General features: G+C 61.5%; 16 protein-coding genes. 7 read left to right on the top strand and 9 right to left on the bottom strand.

The window, feature by feature from the left end:
* Positions 1-104: 104 nt before the first annotated feature.
* Positions 105-1,214, bottom strand: a complete 1,110-nt coding sequence (locus CIK74_RS16670; RefSeq protein ID WP_096257465.1) for a hypothetical protein — start codon at positions 1,212-1,214, stop codon at positions 105-107.
* A 239-nt stretch (positions 1,215-1,453) separates the two neighbouring features.
* Here CIK74_RS16670 and CIK74_RS16665 point away from each other — a divergent pair, with 239 nt between their 5' ends.
* Positions 1,454-2,104 carry a class I SAM-dependent methyltransferase gene (locus tag CIK74_RS16665; protein ID WP_096257463.1) on the top strand — a complete coding sequence of 217 codons (651 nt, stop codon included), beginning with the start codon at positions 1,454-1,456 and terminating at the stop codon, positions 2,102-2,104.
* Between the two features lie 181 nt (positions 2,105-2,285).
* On the opposite strand, the gene CIK74_RS16660 is transcribed toward CIK74_RS16665, so the two are convergent.
* Genes CIK74_RS16660 through CIK74_RS16640 form a run of 5 tightly spaced genes read right to left on the bottom strand, consistent with a single transcriptional unit; the run spans position 2,286 to position 8,694 of the window.
* A complete protein-coding gene (locus CIK74_RS16660; protein WP_240520575.1) occupies positions 2,286-3,758 on the bottom strand; it encodes a rhamnulokinase family protein in 1,473 nt (490 codons plus the stop codon).
* Between the two features lie 8 nt (positions 3,759-3,766).
* The gene (locus tag CIK74_RS16655; protein WP_096257509.1) at positions 3,767-5,803 is read right to left on the bottom strand and encodes a bifunctional aldolase/short-chain dehydrogenase; all 2,037 of its coding nucleotides are present in this window, start codon (positions 5,801-5,803) and stop codon (positions 3,767-3,769) included.
* A gap of 40 nt (positions 5,804-5,843) precedes the next feature.
* Positions 5,844-7,139, bottom strand: a complete 1,296-nt coding sequence (locus CIK74_RS16650) for an MFS transporter (protein ID WP_205738301.1) — start codon at positions 7,137-7,139, stop codon at positions 5,844-5,846.
* Entirely contained in the window at positions 7,139-8,311 is a 1,173-nt protein-coding gene (gene rhaI, locus CIK74_RS16645; RefSeq protein ID WP_096257460.1) for an L-rhamnose isomerase, read from the bottom strand. The genes CIK74_RS16650 and rhaI overlap by 1 nt, the downstream gene beginning before the upstream one ends.
* A 47-nt stretch (positions 8,312-8,358) precedes the next feature.
* On the bottom strand, positions 8,359-8,694 hold the full coding sequence (locus CIK74_RS16640; RefSeq protein WP_096257458.1) for an L-rhamnose mutarotase: 336 nt from the start codon (positions 8,692-8,694) through the stop codon (positions 8,359-8,361).
* A 169-nt stretch (positions 8,695-8,863) separates the two neighbouring features.
* Here CIK74_RS16640 and CIK74_RS16635 point away from each other — a divergent pair, with 169 nt between their 5' ends.
* The 3 genes from CIK74_RS16635 (at position 8,864) to CIK74_RS16625 (ending at position 12,511) form a co-directional block, all read left to right on the top strand.
* Entirely contained in the window at positions 8,864-9,970 is a 1,107-nt protein-coding gene (locus tag CIK74_RS16635; RefSeq protein ID WP_343251934.1) for a LacI family DNA-binding transcriptional regulator, read from the top strand.
* A 102-nt stretch (positions 9,971-10,072) separates the two neighbouring features.
* Positions 10,073-10,966 carry a LysR family transcriptional regulator gene (locus CIK74_RS16630; RefSeq protein WP_096257456.1) on the top strand — a complete coding sequence of 298 codons (894 nt, stop codon included), beginning with the start codon at positions 10,073-10,075 and terminating at the stop codon, positions 10,964-10,966.
* Between the two features lie 165 nt (positions 10,967-11,131).
* Complete coding sequence (locus CIK74_RS16625; protein WP_096257454.1) at positions 11,132-12,511, top strand: LCP family protein; 1,380 nt, start codon at positions 11,132-11,134, stop codon at positions 12,509-12,511.
* A gap of 11 nt (positions 12,512-12,522) precedes the next feature.
* Here CIK74_RS16625 and CIK74_RS16620 read toward each other — a convergent pair whose 3' ends face one another.
* Both CIK74_RS16620 and CIK74_RS16615 read right to left on the bottom strand, forming a co-directional pair.
* Positions 12,523-14,274, bottom strand: a complete 1,752-nt coding sequence (locus tag CIK74_RS16620; RefSeq protein ID WP_096257453.1) for a plasmid pRiA4b ORF-3 family protein — start codon at positions 14,272-14,274, stop codon at positions 12,523-12,525.
* A 94-nt stretch (positions 14,275-14,368) separates the two neighbouring features.
* On the bottom strand, positions 14,369-16,054 hold the full coding sequence (locus CIK74_RS16615) for a formate--tetrahydrofolate ligase (RefSeq protein ID WP_096257451.1): 1,686 nt from the start codon (positions 16,052-16,054) through the stop codon (positions 14,369-14,371).
* Positions 16,055-16,252: 198 nt separating this feature from the next.
* Between CIK74_RS16615 and CIK74_RS16610 the strand changes: the two genes are divergently transcribed.
* The 3 genes from CIK74_RS16610 (at position 16,253) to CIK74_RS16600 (ending at position 18,685) form a co-directional block, all read left to right on the top strand.
* Positions 16,253-16,732, top strand: coding sequence for a DUF2975 domain-containing protein (locus tag CIK74_RS16610; RefSeq protein WP_096257449.1), 480 nt, complete (start codon positions 16,253-16,255; stop codon positions 16,730-16,732).
* A 237-nt stretch (positions 16,733-16,969) separates the two neighbouring features.
* A complete protein-coding gene (locus CIK74_RS18835; RefSeq protein ID WP_170947924.1) occupies positions 16,970-17,140 on the top strand; it encodes a hypothetical protein in 171 nt (56 codons plus the stop codon).
* A 471-nt stretch (positions 17,141-17,611) separates the two neighbouring features.
* Complete coding sequence (locus CIK74_RS16600; RefSeq protein WP_096257445.1) at positions 17,612-18,685, top strand: Fic family protein; 1,074 nt, start codon at positions 17,612-17,614, stop codon at positions 18,683-18,685.
* A 107-nt stretch (positions 18,686-18,792) separates the two neighbouring features.
* Here CIK74_RS16600 and CIK74_RS16595 read toward each other — a convergent pair whose 3' ends face one another.
* Complete coding sequence (locus CIK74_RS16595) at positions 18,793-19,362, bottom strand: plasmid pRiA4b ORF-3 family protein (protein WP_096257443.1); 570 nt, start codon at positions 19,360-19,362, stop codon at positions 18,793-18,795.
* Between the last annotated feature and the right edge of the window lie 137 nt (positions 19,363-19,499).

The following is a 19,499-nucleotide window of genomic DNA, read 5'->3' as shown; positions in this document are numbered from 1 at the left end:
GTTTACGTGAAAAAGCTGGAGGATATCGACTTGGAGATCCTGCGTCAGCTCATCAAGATTGCTTTCGCCAGAGCGGAGGGTTCCCCCCGGACTAGCCGGCAAGCCTATTCCGATTCTTCGATCAGGCTTTCCGCTTCGCTCAGCCCGGCAGAAATGACCGGAAGCAGTCGCTCGTCAACGCCGTACTCTTCGCCCTTGACCTGAAGCAGCCCGAAAGCAGCTAGCGAAGCCAATGCCTCCCGAGCTTCGGGAAGGACCGCGTCGAAGTCCTTCGGTCCGCAATTGCGGCGTAGCCCTTCGAAGTCCGCCTCGCGGCCGGTGACGGCGGTGACCAGCAGATTCCGCAGCACCAGGAAGAATGCTTCGTCGCGTTCGGTGAAGGCATCGTTGGGGATCAGGTGGCTCTGCACGCAGCCGACGCCCATTTCGAAGAGCAGCTGCGCGCTCTCGGATTCTTCGCCTTCGACAAAGTGCGCGAAGGCTTCTTCGTCGCGGACGATCTTGCCGCCGGAAGGATCAACGACTGAGAGGATGGCGGCGTTCCAGACGTGGGCGAACACATCCGGGGCTGGCTCGTCGACCTTCACCGTCGCCGCGTCCACACCGACCGAGTTCATCACGCGCACCCGCGCCTCATTGCCGGCTTCGCTGAATGCGCTGATGTCCACGCCGTCTCCCAGAGCTTCGGAGAAGGCCTTGACCTTGGCGTACAGTTCGGTGCCGCGCAGCAGTGCGCACAGTTCCGCGTCTTCCTCGGCGAAACCCTTCAGCGCGTCGTCGAGCAGTTCACGCAGTTCGGTGAGGTTTTCTTCCCCGCCTTCCCATGTCCCACGGCTAGTGAGGAAGGAGAAGTAGTCCAGCCAGGCGGTGAATATCGGCTCGGCTTCGAGGCCCTCCGGCAGGTTCACCAGGAATTCGGCGAATACCTGTCCGAAGAGCTCCGGATCGATATCGCGCAGGTTCGAGCTGCGGGCCAGTTCGGCATATTGGGCGCCGACCGAGCGCACCACGCCCAGCTGGATCTCTGCGATCTGCGCGGCTTCCGCGGTGCCGAAGGCCGGCACGGTTTCGGTGATCCACGCGGCGTAGTCCTCGCGCATTGCATCTACCGAAATTTCTGCCTGAACTTTGAAGACGCTGCGGCCGCGCTGTGCTGCTTTTGCGGGGTTTCCTGCGCCCGAGTTCTTCTTGCCCTGCTTCTTTTTGCTGGCCATGAAATGTCCTTGGTTCTTGTGCGGATTCGTTTTGTTAAAGCCTACGGGTTGAGCCCGGCGCGCACTCATTCGTCCCGTGTCCCCCCGGGGTGCCAATTATCTCGATCTTTGGCTCACCGCGGGTGAATTTCATCGATCGCAATCCCAAAATTTGCGCGTGAGGCAAATCTAGATGCCAGCACCGCGGAATCACCTTAGGCTGAAGGCATTACTTTCAATGATCGCTAAGCGGGGACTCAATGCACGAACACCACCACACCACAGCACCGGACGCGGTGGCCTTTTGGGAGAGCCACTACGGACAGTCCGAACGGATCTGGTCCGGGAACGTCAACAAAATGCTTGCCGAGATCGCGGCAGATCTTCCCGCGGGCAGGTCTCTGGACTTCGGTTGCGGCGAGGGCGCCGACGCCATTTGGCTGGCGAACAAGGGATGGCAAGCCACCGGTGTCGATATTTCTGCGACCGCGGTGGAACGCGCACGCTCCGCGGCGAAGGAGCAGGGGCTCAGCGAGAAAGACGCCAGCTTCATCGCGGAGGATCTCACCACCTGGGACAGCGAAGACCGTTTTGACCTGGTGACACTGAGCTTTTTCCAAGCCCCCTTCGAAATTCCGCGGGCGGAAATCATGCAGAAGGCCGCTTCGCTCGTAGCCCCGGGCGGGCATTTGCTGGCGGTTTCGCACGCCGCGGCACCCTCCTGGGCCTCCAACGAACAAATGGCTCAGCATAAATTCCCCACCCCGGATTCTGAGCTGGAATCGCTGAGCCTGGATTCGGGCGCGTGGACAATCCTGCGAGCCGAAATTGTCGAACGCGAGGTCACCGACCCCGACGGCAATCCGGCCACCTTGGAAGATACCGTCGTATTCGTGCAGCGCGGCCACTAGACACGGTCAAGACACTCGCCATTGGCAGCCGCCGAATTCGTAGCTGCCTTCGTCTGCGCCAATTTCGGCTCGCAGAGCATTAAATAGCAAGACCTAGCGAATGAAGAAGATCTTCGTTCACTAGGTCTTGGCGCTTTTCATTGGCTATGAACAGCGCTGGTGTGGGATGCCCACACGGATCTCACACCAAGTTTTTTGCCAGCCTCGGCTGGTAGCTCACCCAATCAACAGATTTTCGTACCAGCTCACGAATCTCCCCCGGAGGCCAAGGCCGGGATTCCAAGGCACGCAATTGCACCAGCACATTGCCCAGAGCCGTGCATTCCACCGGTCCGGCGATGACCGGAACTCCCGCGCGATCGGCGGTGCGCTGGCAGAGCAAACTTCCCTGCGAACCACCGCCGACAAGATGAATTGCGTCAGGCACAAACCCGCCAAGCTCGGCGGCCTTGAACGACTGGCTCGCGAAGCTCTCGGCGAGGGACTCCACCACGATTCGAATGAGCTCTGCCCGCGATTCCGGCCTCTCGCCTCCGGCCTCGATGACCGCGTGGCTGATCCTTTCGGGCATTGCCCCCGGGGCAAGGAAGCTATCGGCCTGCGGGTCGATGAGCGTTGCGGGGACCTCCAACTGCTCGGCCTGCGCCAAGAGCTGCTCCAGCGTCACGCTGCCGCTGCCGTCGCTTTCGGCCTGCTCATTCCATGCTCGTATTGCCTCGCTGAGCAGAAAAGTTCCGCTCACATTCTTCAGGAATCTGACGGTTCCGTCGAGGCCCAGCTCGTTGGTGAAACCCGATTCTTGGGCCCGTGGCTCCAGCACCGGTGATTGAAGTTCAACCCCCACCAATCCCCAGGTGCCGCACGAGATATAGGCCGACTGCGCGCTCGTCAACGGGGTGGCCGCCACGGCGCTTGCCGTGTCGTGCGAGGCCACGGCGAGCACCCGGACCTCCCCCTGGGCACCGAGCTCCTGAGCCAGCGATCCGCGCAAGGTTCCGACAACTTCACCCGGGCGAATCAAAGGAGCGAGCAAGTTGGAGATCTGCAAATGCTCGCTCAGTTCCGCGTCCCACGTCCCGGATTCCAGGTTCAATAGCCCGGTGGTGGACACATTGGTCCACTCGCTGCGCGCCATTCCCGTCAACAAATAGTTGATGTAGTCCGGGATCAAAAGCAGCGTATCGGCCTGGGCCAGCCGGGATTCGTGCCGTTCGGCTTCCAGTTGATACACCGTATTAAAAGGCAGGAACTGCAAACCGTTGCGGGCAAACAATTCCTTGCGGTCAAAGCTGGCCTCCAGCGCCGGGACGGCGAGCTCATTGCGCGGATCCCGGTAATGGCGCACCTGCCCTAATCGCTCCCCCTGCTGCAGCAAGGCGTAATCCACAGCCCACGAGTCCACGCCAATGGAGGCTATGTCGGGCCTCTGGGCGAAGGCCATTGCCAACCCGTGGCGAATTTCTTCCCACAGCTGGTCGATGTCCCAGGCCAATGCCGAGCTGTCCGCCCCGTCTTCCAGGGTGGACAACGCAACCGCGCCGTTGGCGAAGCGATGCACCAGGCTCAGTTCAACCTTGCCGTCCACCAGCTGGCCGAGCATTACTCGGCCGCTGGTGGCGCCCAAATCGATGGCCGCAACAGGTGCGGTGCCCAAACTCGAACTCATCGCAGGAAGGCCGCCGCAACGCCCGAGTCGACCGGGATGTGCAGGCCGGTGGTGCGGGTCAGCTCCGGACCGGTGAGCACGTACACGGCATCCGCCACGTTCTCCGGGACCACTTCGCGTTTGAGGATGGTGCGGTTCGCGTAGAACTGGCCGAGGTCTTCCTCGTCTACCCCGTAGGTGGCGGCGCGGTTGGCGCCCCAGCCCGAGGCGAAGATGCCCGAGCCGCGCACCACTCCGTCGGGGTTGATCCCGTTCACGCGGACCCCGTGTTCGCCGAGTTCCACGGCCAGCAGGCGCACCTGATGGGCCTGGTCGGCCTTGGTGGCCGAGTAGGCGATGTTGTTCGGGCCGGCGAAGACGGAGTTCTTGGAGGAGATGTAAATGATGTCTCCGCCCATGCGCTGGTCGATCAGCACCTGGGCCGCCGCCTTGGACACCAGGAAGGAGCCCTTGGCCATCACGTCGTGCTGCAGGTCCCAGTCCGCTTCGGTGGTTTCCAGCAGCTTCTTGGACAGCGACAGTCCGGCGTTGTTCACCACCAGGTCGATACCGCCGAAGGCGAGCACCGCGGCGTCCATGGCCGCCTGGACGGCCGCGCCATCGGCCACATTTGCGGCGACTCCGACGGCCACATCGGCATTGCCCAATTCCGCGGCCGCGGCCTGCGCCTTGGCCAAATCCAGATCGGCAATGACCACGCAAGCACCTTCGGCGGCCAGCCGGGTAGCGATCGCCTTGCCGATGCCCGACGCGGCGCCGGTAACCAGGGCGATGCGCCCGGCATGGCTCTTCGGCTTAGGCATGCGAGCCAGCTTGGCTTCTTCCAGCGCCCAGTACTCGATGCGGCACTTCTCCGCGTCGGAGATCGGCGTGTAGGTTGACAGTGCTTCGGCGCCACGCATCACATTGATGGCGTTCAGGTAGAACTCACCGGCCACGCGGGCGGTCTGCTTATTTGCACCGTAGGAGAACATGCCAACACCGGGGATCAGCACGATCAGCGGGTCGGCGCCGCGGATGGCCGGGGAGCTTTCATCCTTGTGGGCGTCGTAGTAGGCCTGGTAGTCGGCACGGTATTCCACGTGTAATTCGGCCAATCGGGCCAGCTGCTCCTGAAGGGTAGCGGTGGCCGGAAGATCCAGCACCATTGGCTTGATCTTGGTGCGCAGGAAGTGATCCGGGCAGGAGGTGCCCAGTGCGGCAAGTTCGGCTAGTTTTTCGCTCGCCAGGAAATCAAGGACTCGCTCGTCGTCGGTGAAGTGGCCAATCATCGGCTTGTCTCTCGAGGCCAGACCGCGAAGGGTCGGTGCCAGGGCGGCGGCGCGCGCTAGGCGTTCGGTTTCCGGCAGTGCTTCGAAGCCGGGCAGCTGGGCCCCGAATGGCTGGGCCTTGCCGTGTTCGCTGATGTAGTCCGCGGCGGTGTCGATGATCCACAACGAGTTGGCTTCGCATTCCTCGGAGGTCTCGCCCCACGCGGTGATGCCGTGTCCGCCGAGGATGCAGCCGACGGCGTTCGGGTTTTCATCCTTGATTGCGGCGATATCCAGTCCCAGCTGGAAGCCCGGGCGGCGCCAGTCCACCCAGAGCACCTTGCCGCCGAAGATCTGCGCGGTCAGCTCCTTTCCATCCTTGGCGGTGGCGATGGCGATGCCGGAATCCGGGTGCAGGTGGTCTACATGGGGCGCGTCCACCAGGCCGTGCATGGCGGTATCGATAGAGGGTGCGGCTCCGCCCTTGCCGTGTAGGCAGTAGTCAAAAGCCGCCACCATCTCATCTTCGCGGTCCACACCCGGGTAGACGTTGGCCAACGAGCGCATCCGGTCCAGCCGCAGGGTCGACAGGCCCTTCTCGGTCAGGGTGCCCAGGTCTCCGCCCGATCCCTTGACCCAGAGCAGCTCAATCTGTTCTCCGGTGACCGGGTCGGGCTCGAAGCCCTTGGCCGAGGTGTTGCCGCCGGCATAGTTGGTGTTCTTCTTTTCCGCACCGAGGCGGTTTGAACGGCTGATGAGCTGTTCTGCGGTGCTGATGGTCATGGTTTCTCTCGACATGTCTGTGTTCAATCCTTGAGTCGTATTAGGCGTTGATCTTGGTGCCGTAGCGCTGGGCTTCGATTTCTTCGAGGGACTTGCCGCGGGTTTCCGGCGCCCAGATGGTGCCGATCAGCAGGGCAACTACCAGCAGGCCGATGATCAGCAGGCCGAGCTTTTCCAGCCCGATGCCGGAGAGCAGGACCGGGAAGACCAGGGACAGCAAGCCGACCAGGACCCGGGCGAGCATGAACAGCACGCCCTGTGCGCTGGCGCGGTATTTGGTGGCGAAGAGTTCCGCGGTCCATAGGCCGTAGAAGGCTTGGGCTCCCAAACCGGCGGAGATGCCCCAGGCGCAGGCGAAGAACAGCAGGGAGAAGGCTCCCGGAGGGGCGAAGATCAGCACCACCCAGGCGACAACGCCCAGGGCGGCTCCGCCAAAGTACAGCCAGCGGCGTGAGACCCGGTCCCCGTACTTCATGAAGCCGAAGTAGGTGGCGGCCGCGGTGAGCACCCAGACCAGAACCTGCAGCAGGTTCTGCTGCGTGGCCGACTCGACGCCGGCCGCCGCGTACACGCGTGGCTGGAAGATACCGGCCTGGCCGGCCACGGTATTCCATAGTCCGTACACCCCGAGCAGGAAGAACAGCGCCGACCAGTTCTTGCGTTCGGCCAGCAGCCCCTTGATGCCGGAGAAGAAGGAGATCTTGGCTCCGGAGGCGATTTCCTCCGCGCGCTGCTGCTTCCACCGGGTGGATTCGGGAAGCCCGCGGCGCACCCACCAGGTGATCGCGGCGACGATGAACAGGTGGAAGAAGATCAGCCGGGACCCATTCACCCCTAGCGGTGCCACCATGATGGCCAGGGCAAAGCCGACCGCCGGGCCGAAAGACCAGGCCAGCTGCGCGGTTCCCACGTGCGCTGCGCGCGACTCCTGCGGAGCCTCCTCGGCAATGTAGGTCCAGGAAGCCGGAACTCCGGCGCCCACGGCGATGCCCATGAGGATCACGCCGATAATCAGCAGCACGGTGCTGGCGGCGAAGGTAATCATCAGCGCACCGACCATGAACACGATCAGGTCGTAGGTGTAGATGAATTTGCGTCCTAGCCGGTCGCACAATGGGCCGCCGATCAGCGCACCCACCGCGGCGCCGAAGGCGTTGGCGGAGATCGCCGCGATGACCCCGACCATGCCGTCATCAAATCCGAAGGCACCCTGCCAGAGGGTCAGGCTGGTGGCCAGGGCAATAATTGCCCCGGCTTCGATGTAGTTGCTCATGGCCACCGCAATGGTGGCTTTCCAGCCGCTGATGCCGCGCTTTTTCGCCAGTGCCGTTGCCATCAGGCACCCCACCCTGCCTGCACGCCGCCGGCGCGTTCGGCTTCGATGCGGCTCTGGTAATCCGAGGCGCGGAAGGCTTCCATCGGGTCCGCAGGCAGGCCACGCGATTCACGCCAGTTTGCGAGTTCGCTGCGGATATCGGTGTAGAACGCGTTCATGAAAAGGTCGTTGGCGGCCAGCACATCGCCGGAGAGCTGCGCCTCGGTTAAGGCGACCCGGTCGATGAGCAGCGCGCGGGCGGTCATTTCCTGCACGTTCAGCACGCTGCGGATCTGGCCGAGGATCTTGTTTTCCACGTTGTGGCACTGATCGAGCATGAAGGTGATCGGGGTATCGATATCCAGTCCGCCGCCGCGGGCCACCTCGGCCATGATGCGGAAGAGCTGGTACGGGTCGGCGGAGCCGACGATCAGGTCGTCATCCGCGTAGAAGCGCGAGTTGAAGTCGAAGGAGCCGAGCTTGCCCAGGCGCAGCAGCTGCATCACGATGAACTCGATGTTGGTGCCCGGGGCGTGGTGCCCGGTATCCAGGCAGACCAACGCCCGCTCGCCGAGCGCGGCCACCTGGGCGTAGGAGGTGCCCCAGTCCGGAACATCGGTGTGATAGAAGGAGGGCTCGAAGAACTTGTACTCGAGCACCAGGCGCTGCTCGCCGCTCAGCCGGGCGTAGATTTCGGACAGCGAGTCCGAAAGCCGGTCCTGACGTCCGCGCATATCTGCCTGACCCGGGTAGTTCGAGCCCTCGGCCAGCCAGATTTTCAGGTCCTGGGAGCCGGTGGCGTCCATGACGTCTACGCACTCGATGTGGTGGTCGATGGCCTTCCGGCGGACCTTTGGATCTTCGTGGGTCAGCGCACCGAACTTGTATTCGTCGTCCTGGAAGGTGTTGGAGTTGATGGTTCCCAGTTCCACCCCGAGGTCGTTCGCGTGAGTGCGCAGCGAGCCGAAGTCCGCCACCTTATCCCACGGAATGTGCAGGGCCACGGCCGGAGCCAGTCCGGTCAGGCGGTTGACCTGCGCGGCGTCGGCGATCTTCTCATAGGCGTCGCGTGGGGTGCCCGGGGTGCCGAACACCTTAAAGCGGGTGCCGGAGTTGCCGTAGGCCCAGGAAGGGACTTCGATGGCCAATCGTTCAAGGGTGGTCAGGATCTCGGGGGTCAGCTTAGCGCCCATGGATCTCTCCTTCTGCGGTGGTGGAATTGGGTTGCCGGTGTCGCCGTTTAGAGCTGGGCCAGCTGGTCTTCGAGGTTGAATACCTCGCTCAGGCGCGGCGCGCCCTGATCGGGGCGTCCGTGGAGGGAGATGAAGAACTCGGACATCTGCGCCTCCCAGGCCGAGGTGCGTGGATCCGCATCCAGTGCGGCCTGGGCGGCTGCGTCGTCGGCGGTTTCGTAGTAGCCGATCAGCAGGCCATCGGCACGGAGAAAGAGCGAGTAGTTGCGGCGTCCCGCGTCGTTGATTGCCCGCAGCATCTCTGGCCAGACGGCGGCGTGGCGTTCGGCGTATTCGGCGAGCCGGTCCGGCTTGACCTGCAGCTGAAAACAAACCCTGTTCATGCGTTGCCCTCTTCGTTGAATGCTTGTGACGCTGAGTCGGTGATGATCGACCCTTAATGAATCGTTTCAATCACCGAACTTGACCGACTTTAGACCAGAACATGGCTCAAGTTCAAGCAGAATCCAGAAATCTGCCAAAATTAATTGAATCCATTCAATCCTGTACCGCATGGCAAGCCGAGCGGGCGCCGCGCGATATACTCGGGAGAAGACCATCGGGGCAAAGGCGGGAAACTACGTGTCGGTAAGCGTGAAGGAAGTCGCTCGCGCGGCAGGTGTTTCGGTCGGAACGGTCTCCAATGTACTCAACCGCCCAGAGGTCGTCGCACCGGCGACGGTTCGCAAGGTCACCGAGGCCATCGACAAGCTCGGATTCGTGCGCAATGACGCCGCCCGCCAGCTGCGGGCCGGGCACAGCCGCAGCTTCGGGCTGGTGATCCTCGATGCCCGAAATCCGTTCTTCATGGACGTCACCCAGGGAGCCCAGCACCGGGCCCTGGAAAACGGCTACACGGTGCTGATGGGCGCCAGCGATAGCTCGCTGACCACCGAACAGCAGCTGCTTGACCTTTTTGATCAGCAGCGCGTCGCCGGAGTGCTCATCTCCCCCATGCACAGCGACCTGAGCCGGCTTTGGCGCATCCGCGAATCCGGGACCCCGGTGGTCTTGGTGGACCGCGGAAGCGGAGACCGCAGCTTCTCTTCGGTCTCCGTCAACGACGTAGAGGGCGGCCGAATCGCCGTCCAGCACCTCGTCGAGCTGGGACGAAAGCGCATTGCCTTTGTCGGCGGTCCGCAAAGCATTGAACAGGTCCGGCATCGTCTGGAAGGCGCGCAATCGGTCATTGCCGGCACTTCGGATGCAGCCCTCGAATATCTGCCTACCAAGCAGCTGAGCGTCATCGAAGGCCGCGCCGCCGGAGAACGCATCTTGGCCATGACGCCCGGGCAACGCCCGGACGGTGTTTTTGCCGCCAACGATCTACTGGCTTTAGGCATCCTGCAGGCGTTCGTGATGTCCGGGAAGCTGAAGGTTCCAGAGGACATTGCGCTGGTCGGATACGACAATATAGCGTTCGCCGAGTCGGCCGTCGTCCCGATCACCACCGTGCGCCAGCCGGCCGAAGAAATCGGGCGCACCGCGGTCGATGTCCTGTTGCGCGAAGCCGAAGCCGGCGAAAATGCGGTCCGCGAGCAGTTTGTCTTCACCCCGAAGCTGGTCATCCGAGCCTCCACCATAGGCACCGCCAACGCTCCTGAGCCTTCCCCCAGATAATCCCGCAGGCACAGGATGGAGCTCGGCGAAGCGCCGGAGCATGCTACCGTTTCCCTGCAATCACGCCAGATGCAGTCATAGTTCACAAGGGACGTCCGATTTATGGCCAACCACCTCAGCTCCAGCAATATTTCCCTAGCTCAGATCGCGGCCGTGATCACCGTGGTGGACTACGGATCCTTCACCGCCGCGGCGGATATCCTCGGAATTTCCCAGCCTTCGCTGTCACGCAGGATTCGAGCGCTGGAGCAAACCCTGGGCATGCCGGTCTTCCGGGCCGCGGGACGGAATATGCTGCTCACCGAGGCCGGGCGGAGCATCATCCCGGCCGGGCGGCGAGCCCTGCGCGAGATCTCCTCGATCGATGCGCTGGCTTCTTCAACCCGGTCTCTGGATTCGGGCTCATTGCGCATCGCGGGACTGCCCTCGCTCATTGCCGGAGTCCTTCCGGAATATCTCGGCCCGTTCCACCGCAATCATCCCGGGATCCAAATCGAAATCGTCAGCGTCGAGGATCACGAACAGCTGATCGACTCGGTACGCCTGGGACGCGCAGATCTCGCATTCGGCGTGGACGAGCGCATCCCCGCCGACCTTCAGGCGCGCTTCGTGCGCAAGCAGAGGTTCACGGCGGTTCTTTCCACCGATTTGGCCCACGCGGTGCGCACCGCGTTGGACGCCGAACTGCTCGGCGGGCTCACGCTGGTCACCTTGCCGCAGGGGACCTCCACCAGGCTGATCACCGATGAGGTCTACCGAAACCTCGGCGTCACCGCGCCACGCATCATCACCACCACGCAGCGCGACGCCCTGGTCCAGCTGAGCATCGCCGTTGGCGGCATCACCATGGTTCCCCAGGTGCTGGCCAGCACCGCCGAAGTCTTCGGCGGACTGCAGGTTCCGCTAGCCGCCGATGCCGGACGGCCCATCGGAGCAATCTTCCGGAAGGACTCGTTCAAGAACCCCGCCCTGGAGGAGTTCCTGGATCACCTGTGAGACGCAGATCTCGCGGAATCTGCGCTCCCGCGGAAAGTCCGGGTGGCGGGCAGATACATAGGGAAAATGCATGGGTCCGCACACTTTGGCTATTGGTGCGATCCATCTCTTGCATGGTCGGCTGGTGTAGATATTCCCGCCTGACTTTCGCAGGAGACCTGAGCTATGACCCATCAGCGGCCCGCAACGCCCACCAGGAAAAATTCTTCGCGACGCAAGCGCAATTTTCGCATCATCGCCGCGGCGCTGGTCCTGGCACTGGTCGTCGGTGTCGGAGCGGCCTGGTTCCGGCTTCAGGGAAATATCTCCACCGCCGCGATGCGCGCCACGGAGCAGCGGGTACCCGATTCCAGCCGGGGCATGAACATCCTCCTGCTGGGGTCGGACAGCCGGACCTTTAGCTCTACGGAATTCGGCAAGGACAACGGATCGGCGCGCAGCGATTCCATGGTGCTCGTTCATCTGGCCGCCGGCAATGAGCGCATCGACGCGGTGCAGATCCCGCGCGATACATTGCTCGAGATTCCCGCCTGCGCGGATACCGGCCACGGGCATTACGCAGGCGGCCACGGGATGATCAATTCGGCACTGAACTACGGTCCCGCCTGCTCGGTAGCCGCCGTTGAATCCCTGACCGGCGTGGATCTCGACCACTTCATCGAAGTCAATTTCGAGGGCTTCATTTCCATCGTTGACGCGCTCGACGGCATCGACGTGTGCCTGGCCGATCAGATGCAGGACCCCAAGGCGAACCTGGATCTCCCGGCGGGCAATCAAATAGTCAAGGGAGAAGACGCACTGGCCTTGGCCCGCACCCGGCATGCCGTCGGGGACGGCAGCGATATCGCCCGCCTGGGCCATCAGCAGATGGTGATGTCGGCCGTCGTCCAACGGGCCACGAGCCGTGAAACGCTCACCCGGCCGGACCGGCTTTATTCCTTCCTGGATGCGGTCACCTCATCGATGACCGTTGATCCGGGACTCAGCTCCCTGGCTCAGCTTGCCTCGCTGGCCACCCGAATCCAAGCGGTGCCCACCGGGGAAATCACCTTTATGACCATGCCTTGGCAGCCGGCCCCGCAGAACCGCAACCGTGTTGTCCCCGCCCCCGAGGCGTCCACGATCTTCGAGCGGTTGAGCGCAGACACCCCGGTAAATCTAGGCGATGAAGAGAGCTCGAAAGCTGAAGCGGCACCAGCGGCCAGCTCGCGCGAGACTGCCGTGCAAATCACCAACGGCGCGCGAGTGAATCAGCTGGCATCGCAGTTCGCCGCCAAAGCAACCGCGCAGGGCTTCTCAGTCTCCGAAATTGATACCGCCGAAGCTCCCCAGGCGGCAACGCGGCTGCTGGCCGCCGACACCCAGGAAGCGCGGCAGACGGCCAAGGCCTTGGCCAAGGAACTTGACCTGGATCTTCGTCCCGTCAAGGCGCCAATAGAAGGCGTCCAGCTGCTCCTCGGCCAGGACTATCTTGAGATCGAGGGCGCCGAAAAGGCTCCGGTCAAAACGACCAACCGCAAGGCTAGCCAAAGCTTGTGCGGCTGAGCGACCTTTGGCTAGAACTCCTGGTCTAGTGCTTCGTTGATCTGCTGCATGCTGAAGGCGGCCGGATCGATCTCATCGAGGCCCATATCTCCGAGCCATTCCATGACTTCCCCGTGCTCTGGATGGGCGGGGTCGCCGATGGCGGCGACTTTTTCCGACCAGCCCCAGGTGCCGCCGCTGTCTTCGAGCGGTGCCATGCGGCGGCCTCCGGTGCAGCGCGGCAGCGCCCCGGCCTCGGAATCGAGCACCTTTTCCACCTCGATGCGGATCTCCCAGCCATCACCGAAATCATAGGCGTAGTCCAGCCGGTCCTTTTCGGCTTTGAGCAGTTCGGAAATCAGGACACCTGACTCGTCTTCGTCATACTCCATATGCTCGATATCGGGCCCGTAGCTGGTCCCGCCATATCCGCCCGAGCGGAACTCGTGCAGATGCCCGTCGTACCAGTCGAAGCTTGCCTGGATGATGTCGTGCAGGTCGCCCAGGTGCAGATCCAAGGGCACCAGCACCCGGCGCCAGATCGGCGGCTTGGCCTCTTTCAGGCCCAGCTTCAGCTGCAGCACCTTGCCCGCATAGGGTTCGGCACGCTTTTCCCGCTTGGGCTCTTCCGAATCGAAGCCGAAGAGCGCGTCCAGCTCATCGTCTTGCAGATCTTCCTCATCGAGCTCATCATCGTCCAGGTCGGTGAGGGTCGCCGCGACGAGGCGCGGGAGGGTGTAGCGCTCGCCTTCCTCGACCAAGCCGAGGATCCGCAATTCGCCCAGCCGCTGGTGGGCCTGTGCCCAGGCCGCCGGCGACCATTGCTCATCTCGCGGCGCGGCCACCAGATGCGCGGATCCTTCGATGGCTTCAAGCAGCCAGAGGTTGGACAGCCCCCAGGCTTCCAGGGTTTCTTCATCGGCGTCCTCGGGCGCTTCGAGGAAGAGATCGAGGAATGCCTGCAGGAAGGCATAGTTCGCGGAGAACGCCTGCTGTCCCTCGGACTTGTGGAATTCCTCGGCGGCGGGTCCGGCTGTCGGCGACGCGTGCGCTTCGAGGGTGATGATGCCGGCCATCGCGAGCGAAGCGATGGCCTGGGAAACCACCAGCTCGGTTTGCGCCTCGTCCAGCCCCTTGGGAAGTTCGCTCTCCAAGGTCTTGGCAGCGGAAGCCAGATATTGTTCTCCCGGGCCGGCGCCCCATTCGGCGGCGCCCTTCCCGATGCACCAGCGGGCCAGGCCATGCCCCAATTCCACGATGGGAAGCTGGCGCAGTTCGGCGAGCGCCTGCTCCTCCAACGCACCAGGATTCCCGGGCGAGGAAAGAGCTTCTGCGCTAAACGGATCCGCGGTCTCCAGATTGCCGCGCAACCAACTCAGCTCGGCGGGGTCTTGGGTCCAGCGGCCGGTATCCTCGATAAAATCAAGGTAGTCTGCCCAGGCCATGTAGAGCACCATGCGCAGTTCCCCGGAGAGATCTTCCGGCTCTTCGGCTTCCTCGAATTCGATCATGGAGTTCAACACCCCGAACAGCTTGGGTGCGTTGAACTCGGTGACGGATTCAAGTCCTACGACTTCGGCGTACATCCCCAACGTTTCGCGCACGGCCGCCAAGGCGAGCAACGCGGTTTCCGAATCCTGCCGCCGCTGGCCGTACCAGCGCACGAATTCAGGCGACAGCGCATCCAGCCCGCGGTCGACCTTCACTCGACCTATGGACACCACCGGAGCCTGAACGCGTCCGGGGTGTCCCTGCTTTACTTGCTTTTTCTTCTTCTTGGCCACCGGGTCTCCCTCACACGCTTGAATATCTTTGTTTCAAGGCTACGTGGGATAGGCCCTTCCGGCTCGGAAATAGGGCATTCTTCGGCTAGCTGTCCTACGACAGCCCCACGGCGTTCCCGTTGCCATCGACGTCCATCTGCATGGCGGACGGAACCTTGGGAAGGCCCGGCATGGTCATGATCGTCCCGGTGATGGCCACGATGAAGCCCGCGCCCGTCTTGGGGATCAGGTCGTGGACCTGCAAGGTGAATCCCTCCGGAGCGCCTAGGAGCTTGGGGTCATCGGAGAAAGAATATTGGGTCTTGGCCATGCACACCGGCAGGTCGTCCCAGCCGTTGGCGTGGATCTGCTCGAGCATCCGCCGCGCGCCGGCGGAGTATTCGACGCCCTCTCCCCCGTAGATCTCGCGCACCACGGTCAGGATCTTTTCCTCGATGGGCAGCTCCAGTTCGTACAGCGGAGCAAAATTGTTTGGCGCTTCGATGGCCCGCAAGACCGCGGCGGCCAGGTCGCCGGCCCCCTGGCCGCCTTGGCTCCAGACGTCGGCAATCGCGCATTCAACGCCCTGCGCTTCGGCCCAGCCGGTGACCACCGCCAGTTCGGCCTCGGTATCCGCGGTGAACCGGTTGATCCCGATCACCGGCTGGATGCCGAACTTCCTGATGTTCGAGGCATGCCGGGCGAGGTTCGATAAACCATTGCGTACGGCCGCGACATCCTCCTTGCCCAACTCTCCCTTGGGTACTCCCCCATGCATTTTCAGCGCGCGAATGGTGGCGACGATAACCACCGTGTCGGGGTCGCATCCGGCATAGCGGGCCTTGATGTCCATGAACTTCTCGGCACCGAGATCGGTACCGAAGCCTGCCTCGGTCACCACGACGTCCGCCAGCGCGCGTGCGGTGTTGGTGGCGATGGCCGAGTTGCAGCCGTGCGCAATGTTGGCGAACGGCCCGCCGTGGATGAAGGCGGGTGTGCCGCCCATGGACTGGACCAGGTTGGGCTTGATCGCGTCCTTGAGCAGCATCGCCATGGCTCCCGCGGCGCCCAGGTCATCAACGGTGACCGGCGCCTTGCCGTAGGTGTATCCGATGGTCATGCGGCCAAGCCGGGCGCGCAGGTCCTCTAGCCCGGTGGCCAGGCAGAAGACCGCCATGACCTCGGAGGCGACGGTGATCTCAAAACCGGTTTCCCGCGGGACTCCCTCGGCTGGTCCGCCAAGGCCGATGACCACGTGGCGCAGTGCGCGGTCGTTCATGTCCAGAACGCGCTTGAATGTGATGCGCCGCGGATCGATGCCCAAGGCATTGCCCTGGTGCAGGTGATTGTCGAGCAGCGCCATCAACAGGTTGTTGGCGCTGGTGATGGCGTGGAAATCCCCGGTGAAATGCATATTGATCTCATCCATGGGGAGCACCTGCGAGTATCCGCCACCGGTGGCCCCGCCCTTCATGCCGAAGTTCGGGCCCATGGACGGTTCGCGCAAGGCGATCATGGTTTTGGCCCCGGTGGCCGCCAGCGCATCGCCCAAACCCACCACCATGGTGGATTTCCCCTCCCCTGCGGGCGTCGGGGAAATTCCGCTGACCAGAACGATCTTTCCGGGGCGGACGCCGCGAGCAGTCAAAAGCGACGGGTCGACCTTGGCCTTGTACCTGCCATAGGACTCAACTGCGGCTTCAGGGATCCCCGCCGACTCGGCGATCTCGGAAATTGGCCTGAGCGCCGCCCGCGAGGCAATCCCAAGATTGCTCATGTCGGTTTCTGGCGTTGCTGTCATCGCATGCCCCCTAATCTGGCGTCCCGTATTCCGGGAGATGAGGAAGACCGAGGTTTTTGGTATTCCTTGATTCCTTTCAAGCTACCACTGCGGCAATAGCGGGCGCTGGCACGGCTTGGCCGAACCCGCATTCGCCGCGGGAGCGCCTCAACCACACAACCTATTGATATTCGATAGGTTTTTGTTGATAATCACTCTATGAACAAATTGCTAATGGTCCTGCTTCGAGTATGCCTTACGCTGATTTTTCTCGGCGGACTACTGTGGCAAGCGTGGGTCGTGCCGACCCTTGCGGCGCAGAATGCGACGCTCTTTCCCGAGGTCGCATTCCTAGCCACCCCCTATACGGTAGTTGTCATAGTCGCAATTGCCTGCCTGCAGGTCTCATTGGCTGCTACCTGGAAGTTGCTGAGCATGGTGGAACGTCGGACCATCTTCACCCAGCGGGCCTTCGGCTGGGTCAACGCCATCATTGCGTCAATCGCCGTGGCCACATTTCTGGCCCTATCTCTTGGTGTTCACCTATTAGGAATTATTGGCGTGGGCGGACCTGGTGTTGCACTGGCGATTGCTGCCCTCACGACCTGCGGAAGCGCGTTCGCCCTCCTGATGCTGGTTATGAAGGGACTCCTGCGCCGGGCGACCAACCTTGAAGGCGGGGCGGCAGAGCTCGTTTAGTACCCATCATCGCTGAAAGGCGAACGGCGGAACCATAAATATTCGCGGGCCCTCCCGTTCGTTTCTCAACCCCATCCGAGCGCACTGGATTAGTTAGCTGGGAGCTTGCTCCAAAACGCTCGCGTACCGGCGATTCTGGTGCTACATTGGCCGAGTAAGGATCGCTCAGCCCTTAGTCCTTGGCCATTATTGGCAGGCAAGTGGCTGGTGGCGGAAGTTCGAGTAAAGGGAGAAGATATGAACGAAAACGTCCCAACGAATTCCACCGATATTTCGGATAAGACGCTGGAGGATCACATTTCGGATCCTGCGCTTTCCGACGAAGCGGGACATGACTGGACCGACGAAGGCGGGGCGACCCCCGATGGTCCGGCAACAGAAGTCAGTCCCGAAGAAACCCAGCGATAACCTACCTACAAGCGCATTTGCTCCCCAGCAGTGGCCAAGCCATTGCTGGGGAGTCTTACTTTTACCGGTCGATCTTGGCCCTAGAACCCAATCTCGACCGATTCCTTGATCGCCCCGGCGCCACGGAACCCAGGCTCAACTGCATCGTAACAAGCACTCAAAACTTCGCGTTGGGCGCGCGAGGAAGCCCGATCACCCCGGCCAGCGCCATCTGCTCGAGTTCGCCCGCATCTAGCGTCTGACCGATGCCGCAGCGGCGATTGGATCCGGCACCTCAAATTTGTCGCTCAGCCATTACGTCTCCTCGGAGCCGTGTGCCCAAGGCCCATGCCTCAAGACAAACCAGGCATTCGGCCTACAGCGGGAAAATTGCCGAGAAGACGTGTAAAGGTTTTTTGCATATCAGATAAACGTGTAAAAAATACGTACATTTTTTTACACGTTTCCTGATGGCTTAGATAGACTGTCCCTATGTGGAAAGCAGAACTACCGTTCAACGATCTAGCAGCTCCTCCCGCAAGTGAGCTTGAAACCCGGCCGGTACTCAAAGCGACAACTAAGGCCCGGGCTTCACTGGCCGCCATGAATCAAGCCGTCCTTCGTATACCTAATCCCGGGGTGCTCATAAGCTCACTGCCGTTGCTCGAAGCACAAGCGAGTTCCGAGATTGAAAATATCGTAACGACTACCGACGACCTATTTCGTTTAGCAGCGGATTCAGAAGTTCATGCATCCTCCGATACCAAAGAAACTCTGCGTTACCGCGAGGCACTCTTCACAGGACTCCAAAGCATCGAAAGCCGTCCGTTGACAACACGGACCGCGCTTGAAGTTTGCACAAATATCAAGGGCCGCGACATGGACGTTCGCGCTCTTCCGGGCACCTACATTGGAAATCCTGTGACTGGCAAAGCCCGGTACACACCACCCGAAGGCCCGGATCGGATCAAAGAAAAATTGGCCGAGTGGGAACGCTTCATTCACGAAAACCCAGACATTGATCCATTGGTCATTATGAGCGCCGCTCATTATCAATTCGAAGCGATCCATCCCTTCTCAGATGGAAACGGCCGCACCGGGCGTATTTTGAACATCCTCCTACTCGTTGAAGTCGAGCTGCTAAGGGAGCCAGTTCTCTACTTATCGCGATACATCATTCGCCACAAAGAGGAGTACTACACTAGGCTCCTAGCCGTCACCAAGGACAATGACTGGGAGGGCTGGCTGCTATACATGCTTAAGGGTATTCAAGTGACAGCCGACGAGACTCTGCAGCTAATTGACAGCATCCAAGAGTTGCAACTAGTCATGCGCGACGAGCTGCGAACTGAATCCTCAGCAGGACCGAACGCGGAACTGCTTGATCTTTTATTCGAAAAGCCTTATTGCCGAATCAATGACGTAGTCAGCCGCTGTGGAATCTCGCGCCCGACTGCGACAAAATGGCTGAATGAATTCAGCTCCAATCGGCGACTAACGCAGATCAAAATAGGCCGTGAGTGGCTATTTATCAATCACCGCTTCATCGAGCTACTGGCAGGCTAGAACCCAAGAAGACATGTAAAGGTTTTTTACATGTCGGGTAAACGTGTGAAAAATGCGCCCAATTTTTTACACGTTTACCTGAGGGACTCAATGTGTCCGGTCAGCAGCTAGCGGGCATACTCAAACATTTCGTTGACGCGCTGCTTGTCGAAAAGCGAAGCGTCGAACTGCTCACCGTCGCGCAAGAAGAGCCATTCTCGGTATTCCGCCCGATCCGGATGCTCCGGGTCCTTCAGCGCTTCGATCACCATGGCCCACCCCAACGGACCTCCCGAGTCCTCCCGCGGAGCCATCCTGCGTCCGCCAATACACCGCGGCAACAGAGCAGCGTCGACCGGTGGCAGTCCTTCTAGTTCGATACGGACTTCCCAGTAATCACCGAAGTCATAGACGTAGTCGAGCCTTCCCCGCCCGTGACTTAAAAGTTCGTCGAGGCATACCGTGCGCTCATCAACATCGGATTTGACCTCTGCATCGGCGGCCCCGTAGCTCACCCCATTAACACCGTTGAGCTCAAATTGGTGCGGATGCGCGTCGTACCAACCGAAGCTGTACTGAATCACCTGATGCAATTGGTCCAGCCGCATCGAACCTGGAACCAAAACCCGGCGCCAGATCGGCGGACAGGTTCGCCTGATCCAGAACTTCAATTGCAATACCGAAGCGTGTGAACTCATCAGCCCCTACTCCTGAAACTTCGACTTCTTATACTCAACTCCAGCTGCAGCGATAAGCTCCATGCACTGAAACTTCTGACGGGTGCGGCGATACTCGTTCGATATAGATCGGTTTTCCGGCTCTTCAGAATTGAGAG

The organism is Glutamicibacter sp. BW77 (genome assembly GCF_002332285.1).
Lineage (GTDB): Bacteria > Actinomycetota > Actinomycetes > Actinomycetales > Micrococcaceae > Glutamicibacter > Glutamicibacter bergerei.
This window is presented reverse-complemented; position numbering and strand designations above follow the sequence as displayed.

Coding starts and splice junctions, on each gene's coding strand:
- CIK74_RS16655 (WP_096257509.1), bottom strand. CDS start 5,803: ATGACCATCAGCACCGCAGAACAGCTCATCAGCCGTTCAAACCGCCTC.
- CIK74_RS16630 (WP_096257456.1), top strand. CDS start 10,073: ATGGCCAACCACCTCAGCTCCAGCAATATTTCCCTAGCTCAGATCGCG.
- CIK74_RS16665 (WP_096257463.1), top strand. CDS start 1,454: ATGCACGAACACCACCACACCACAGCACCGGACGCGGTGGCCTTTTGG.
- CIK74_RS16600 (WP_096257445.1), top strand. CDS start 17,612: ATGTGGAAAGCAGAACTACCGTTCAACGATCTAGCAGCTCCTCCCGCA.
- CIK74_RS16610 (WP_096257449.1), top strand. CDS start 16,253: ATGAACAAATTGCTAATGGTCCTGCTTCGAGTATGCCTTACGCTGATT.
- rhaI (WP_096257460.1), bottom strand. CDS start 8,311: ATGGGCGCTAAGCTGACCCCCGAGATCCTGACCACCCTTGAACGATTG.
- CIK74_RS16650 (WP_205738301.1), bottom strand. CDS start 7,139: ATGGCAACGGCACTGGCGAAAAAGCGCGGCATCAGCGGCTGGAAAGCC.
- CIK74_RS16595 (WP_096257443.1), bottom strand. CDS start 19,362: ATGAGTTCACACGCTTCGGTATTGCAATTGAAGTTCTGGATCAGGCGA.
- CIK74_RS16625 (WP_096257454.1), top strand. CDS start 11,132: ATGACCCATCAGCGGCCCGCAACGCCCACCAGGAAAAATTCTTCGCGA.
- CIK74_RS16640 (WP_096257458.1), bottom strand. CDS start 8,694: ATGAACAGGGTTTGTTTTCAGCTGCAGGTCAAGCCGGACCGGCTCGCC.
- CIK74_RS16615 (WP_096257451.1), bottom strand. CDS start 16,054: ATGACAGCAACGCCAGAAACCGACATGAGCAATCTTGGGATTGCCTCG.
- CIK74_RS16635 (WP_343251934.1), top strand. CDS start 8,864: ATGGCAAGCCGAGCGGGCGCCGCGCGATATACTCGGGAGAAGACCATC.
- CIK74_RS16670 (WP_096257465.1), bottom strand. CDS start 1,214: ATGGCCAGCAAAAAGAAGCAGGGCAAGAAGAACTCGGGCGCAGGAAAC.
- CIK74_RS18835 (WP_170947924.1), top strand. CDS start 16,970: ATGAACGAAAACGTCCCAACGAATTCCACCGATATTTCGGATAAGACG.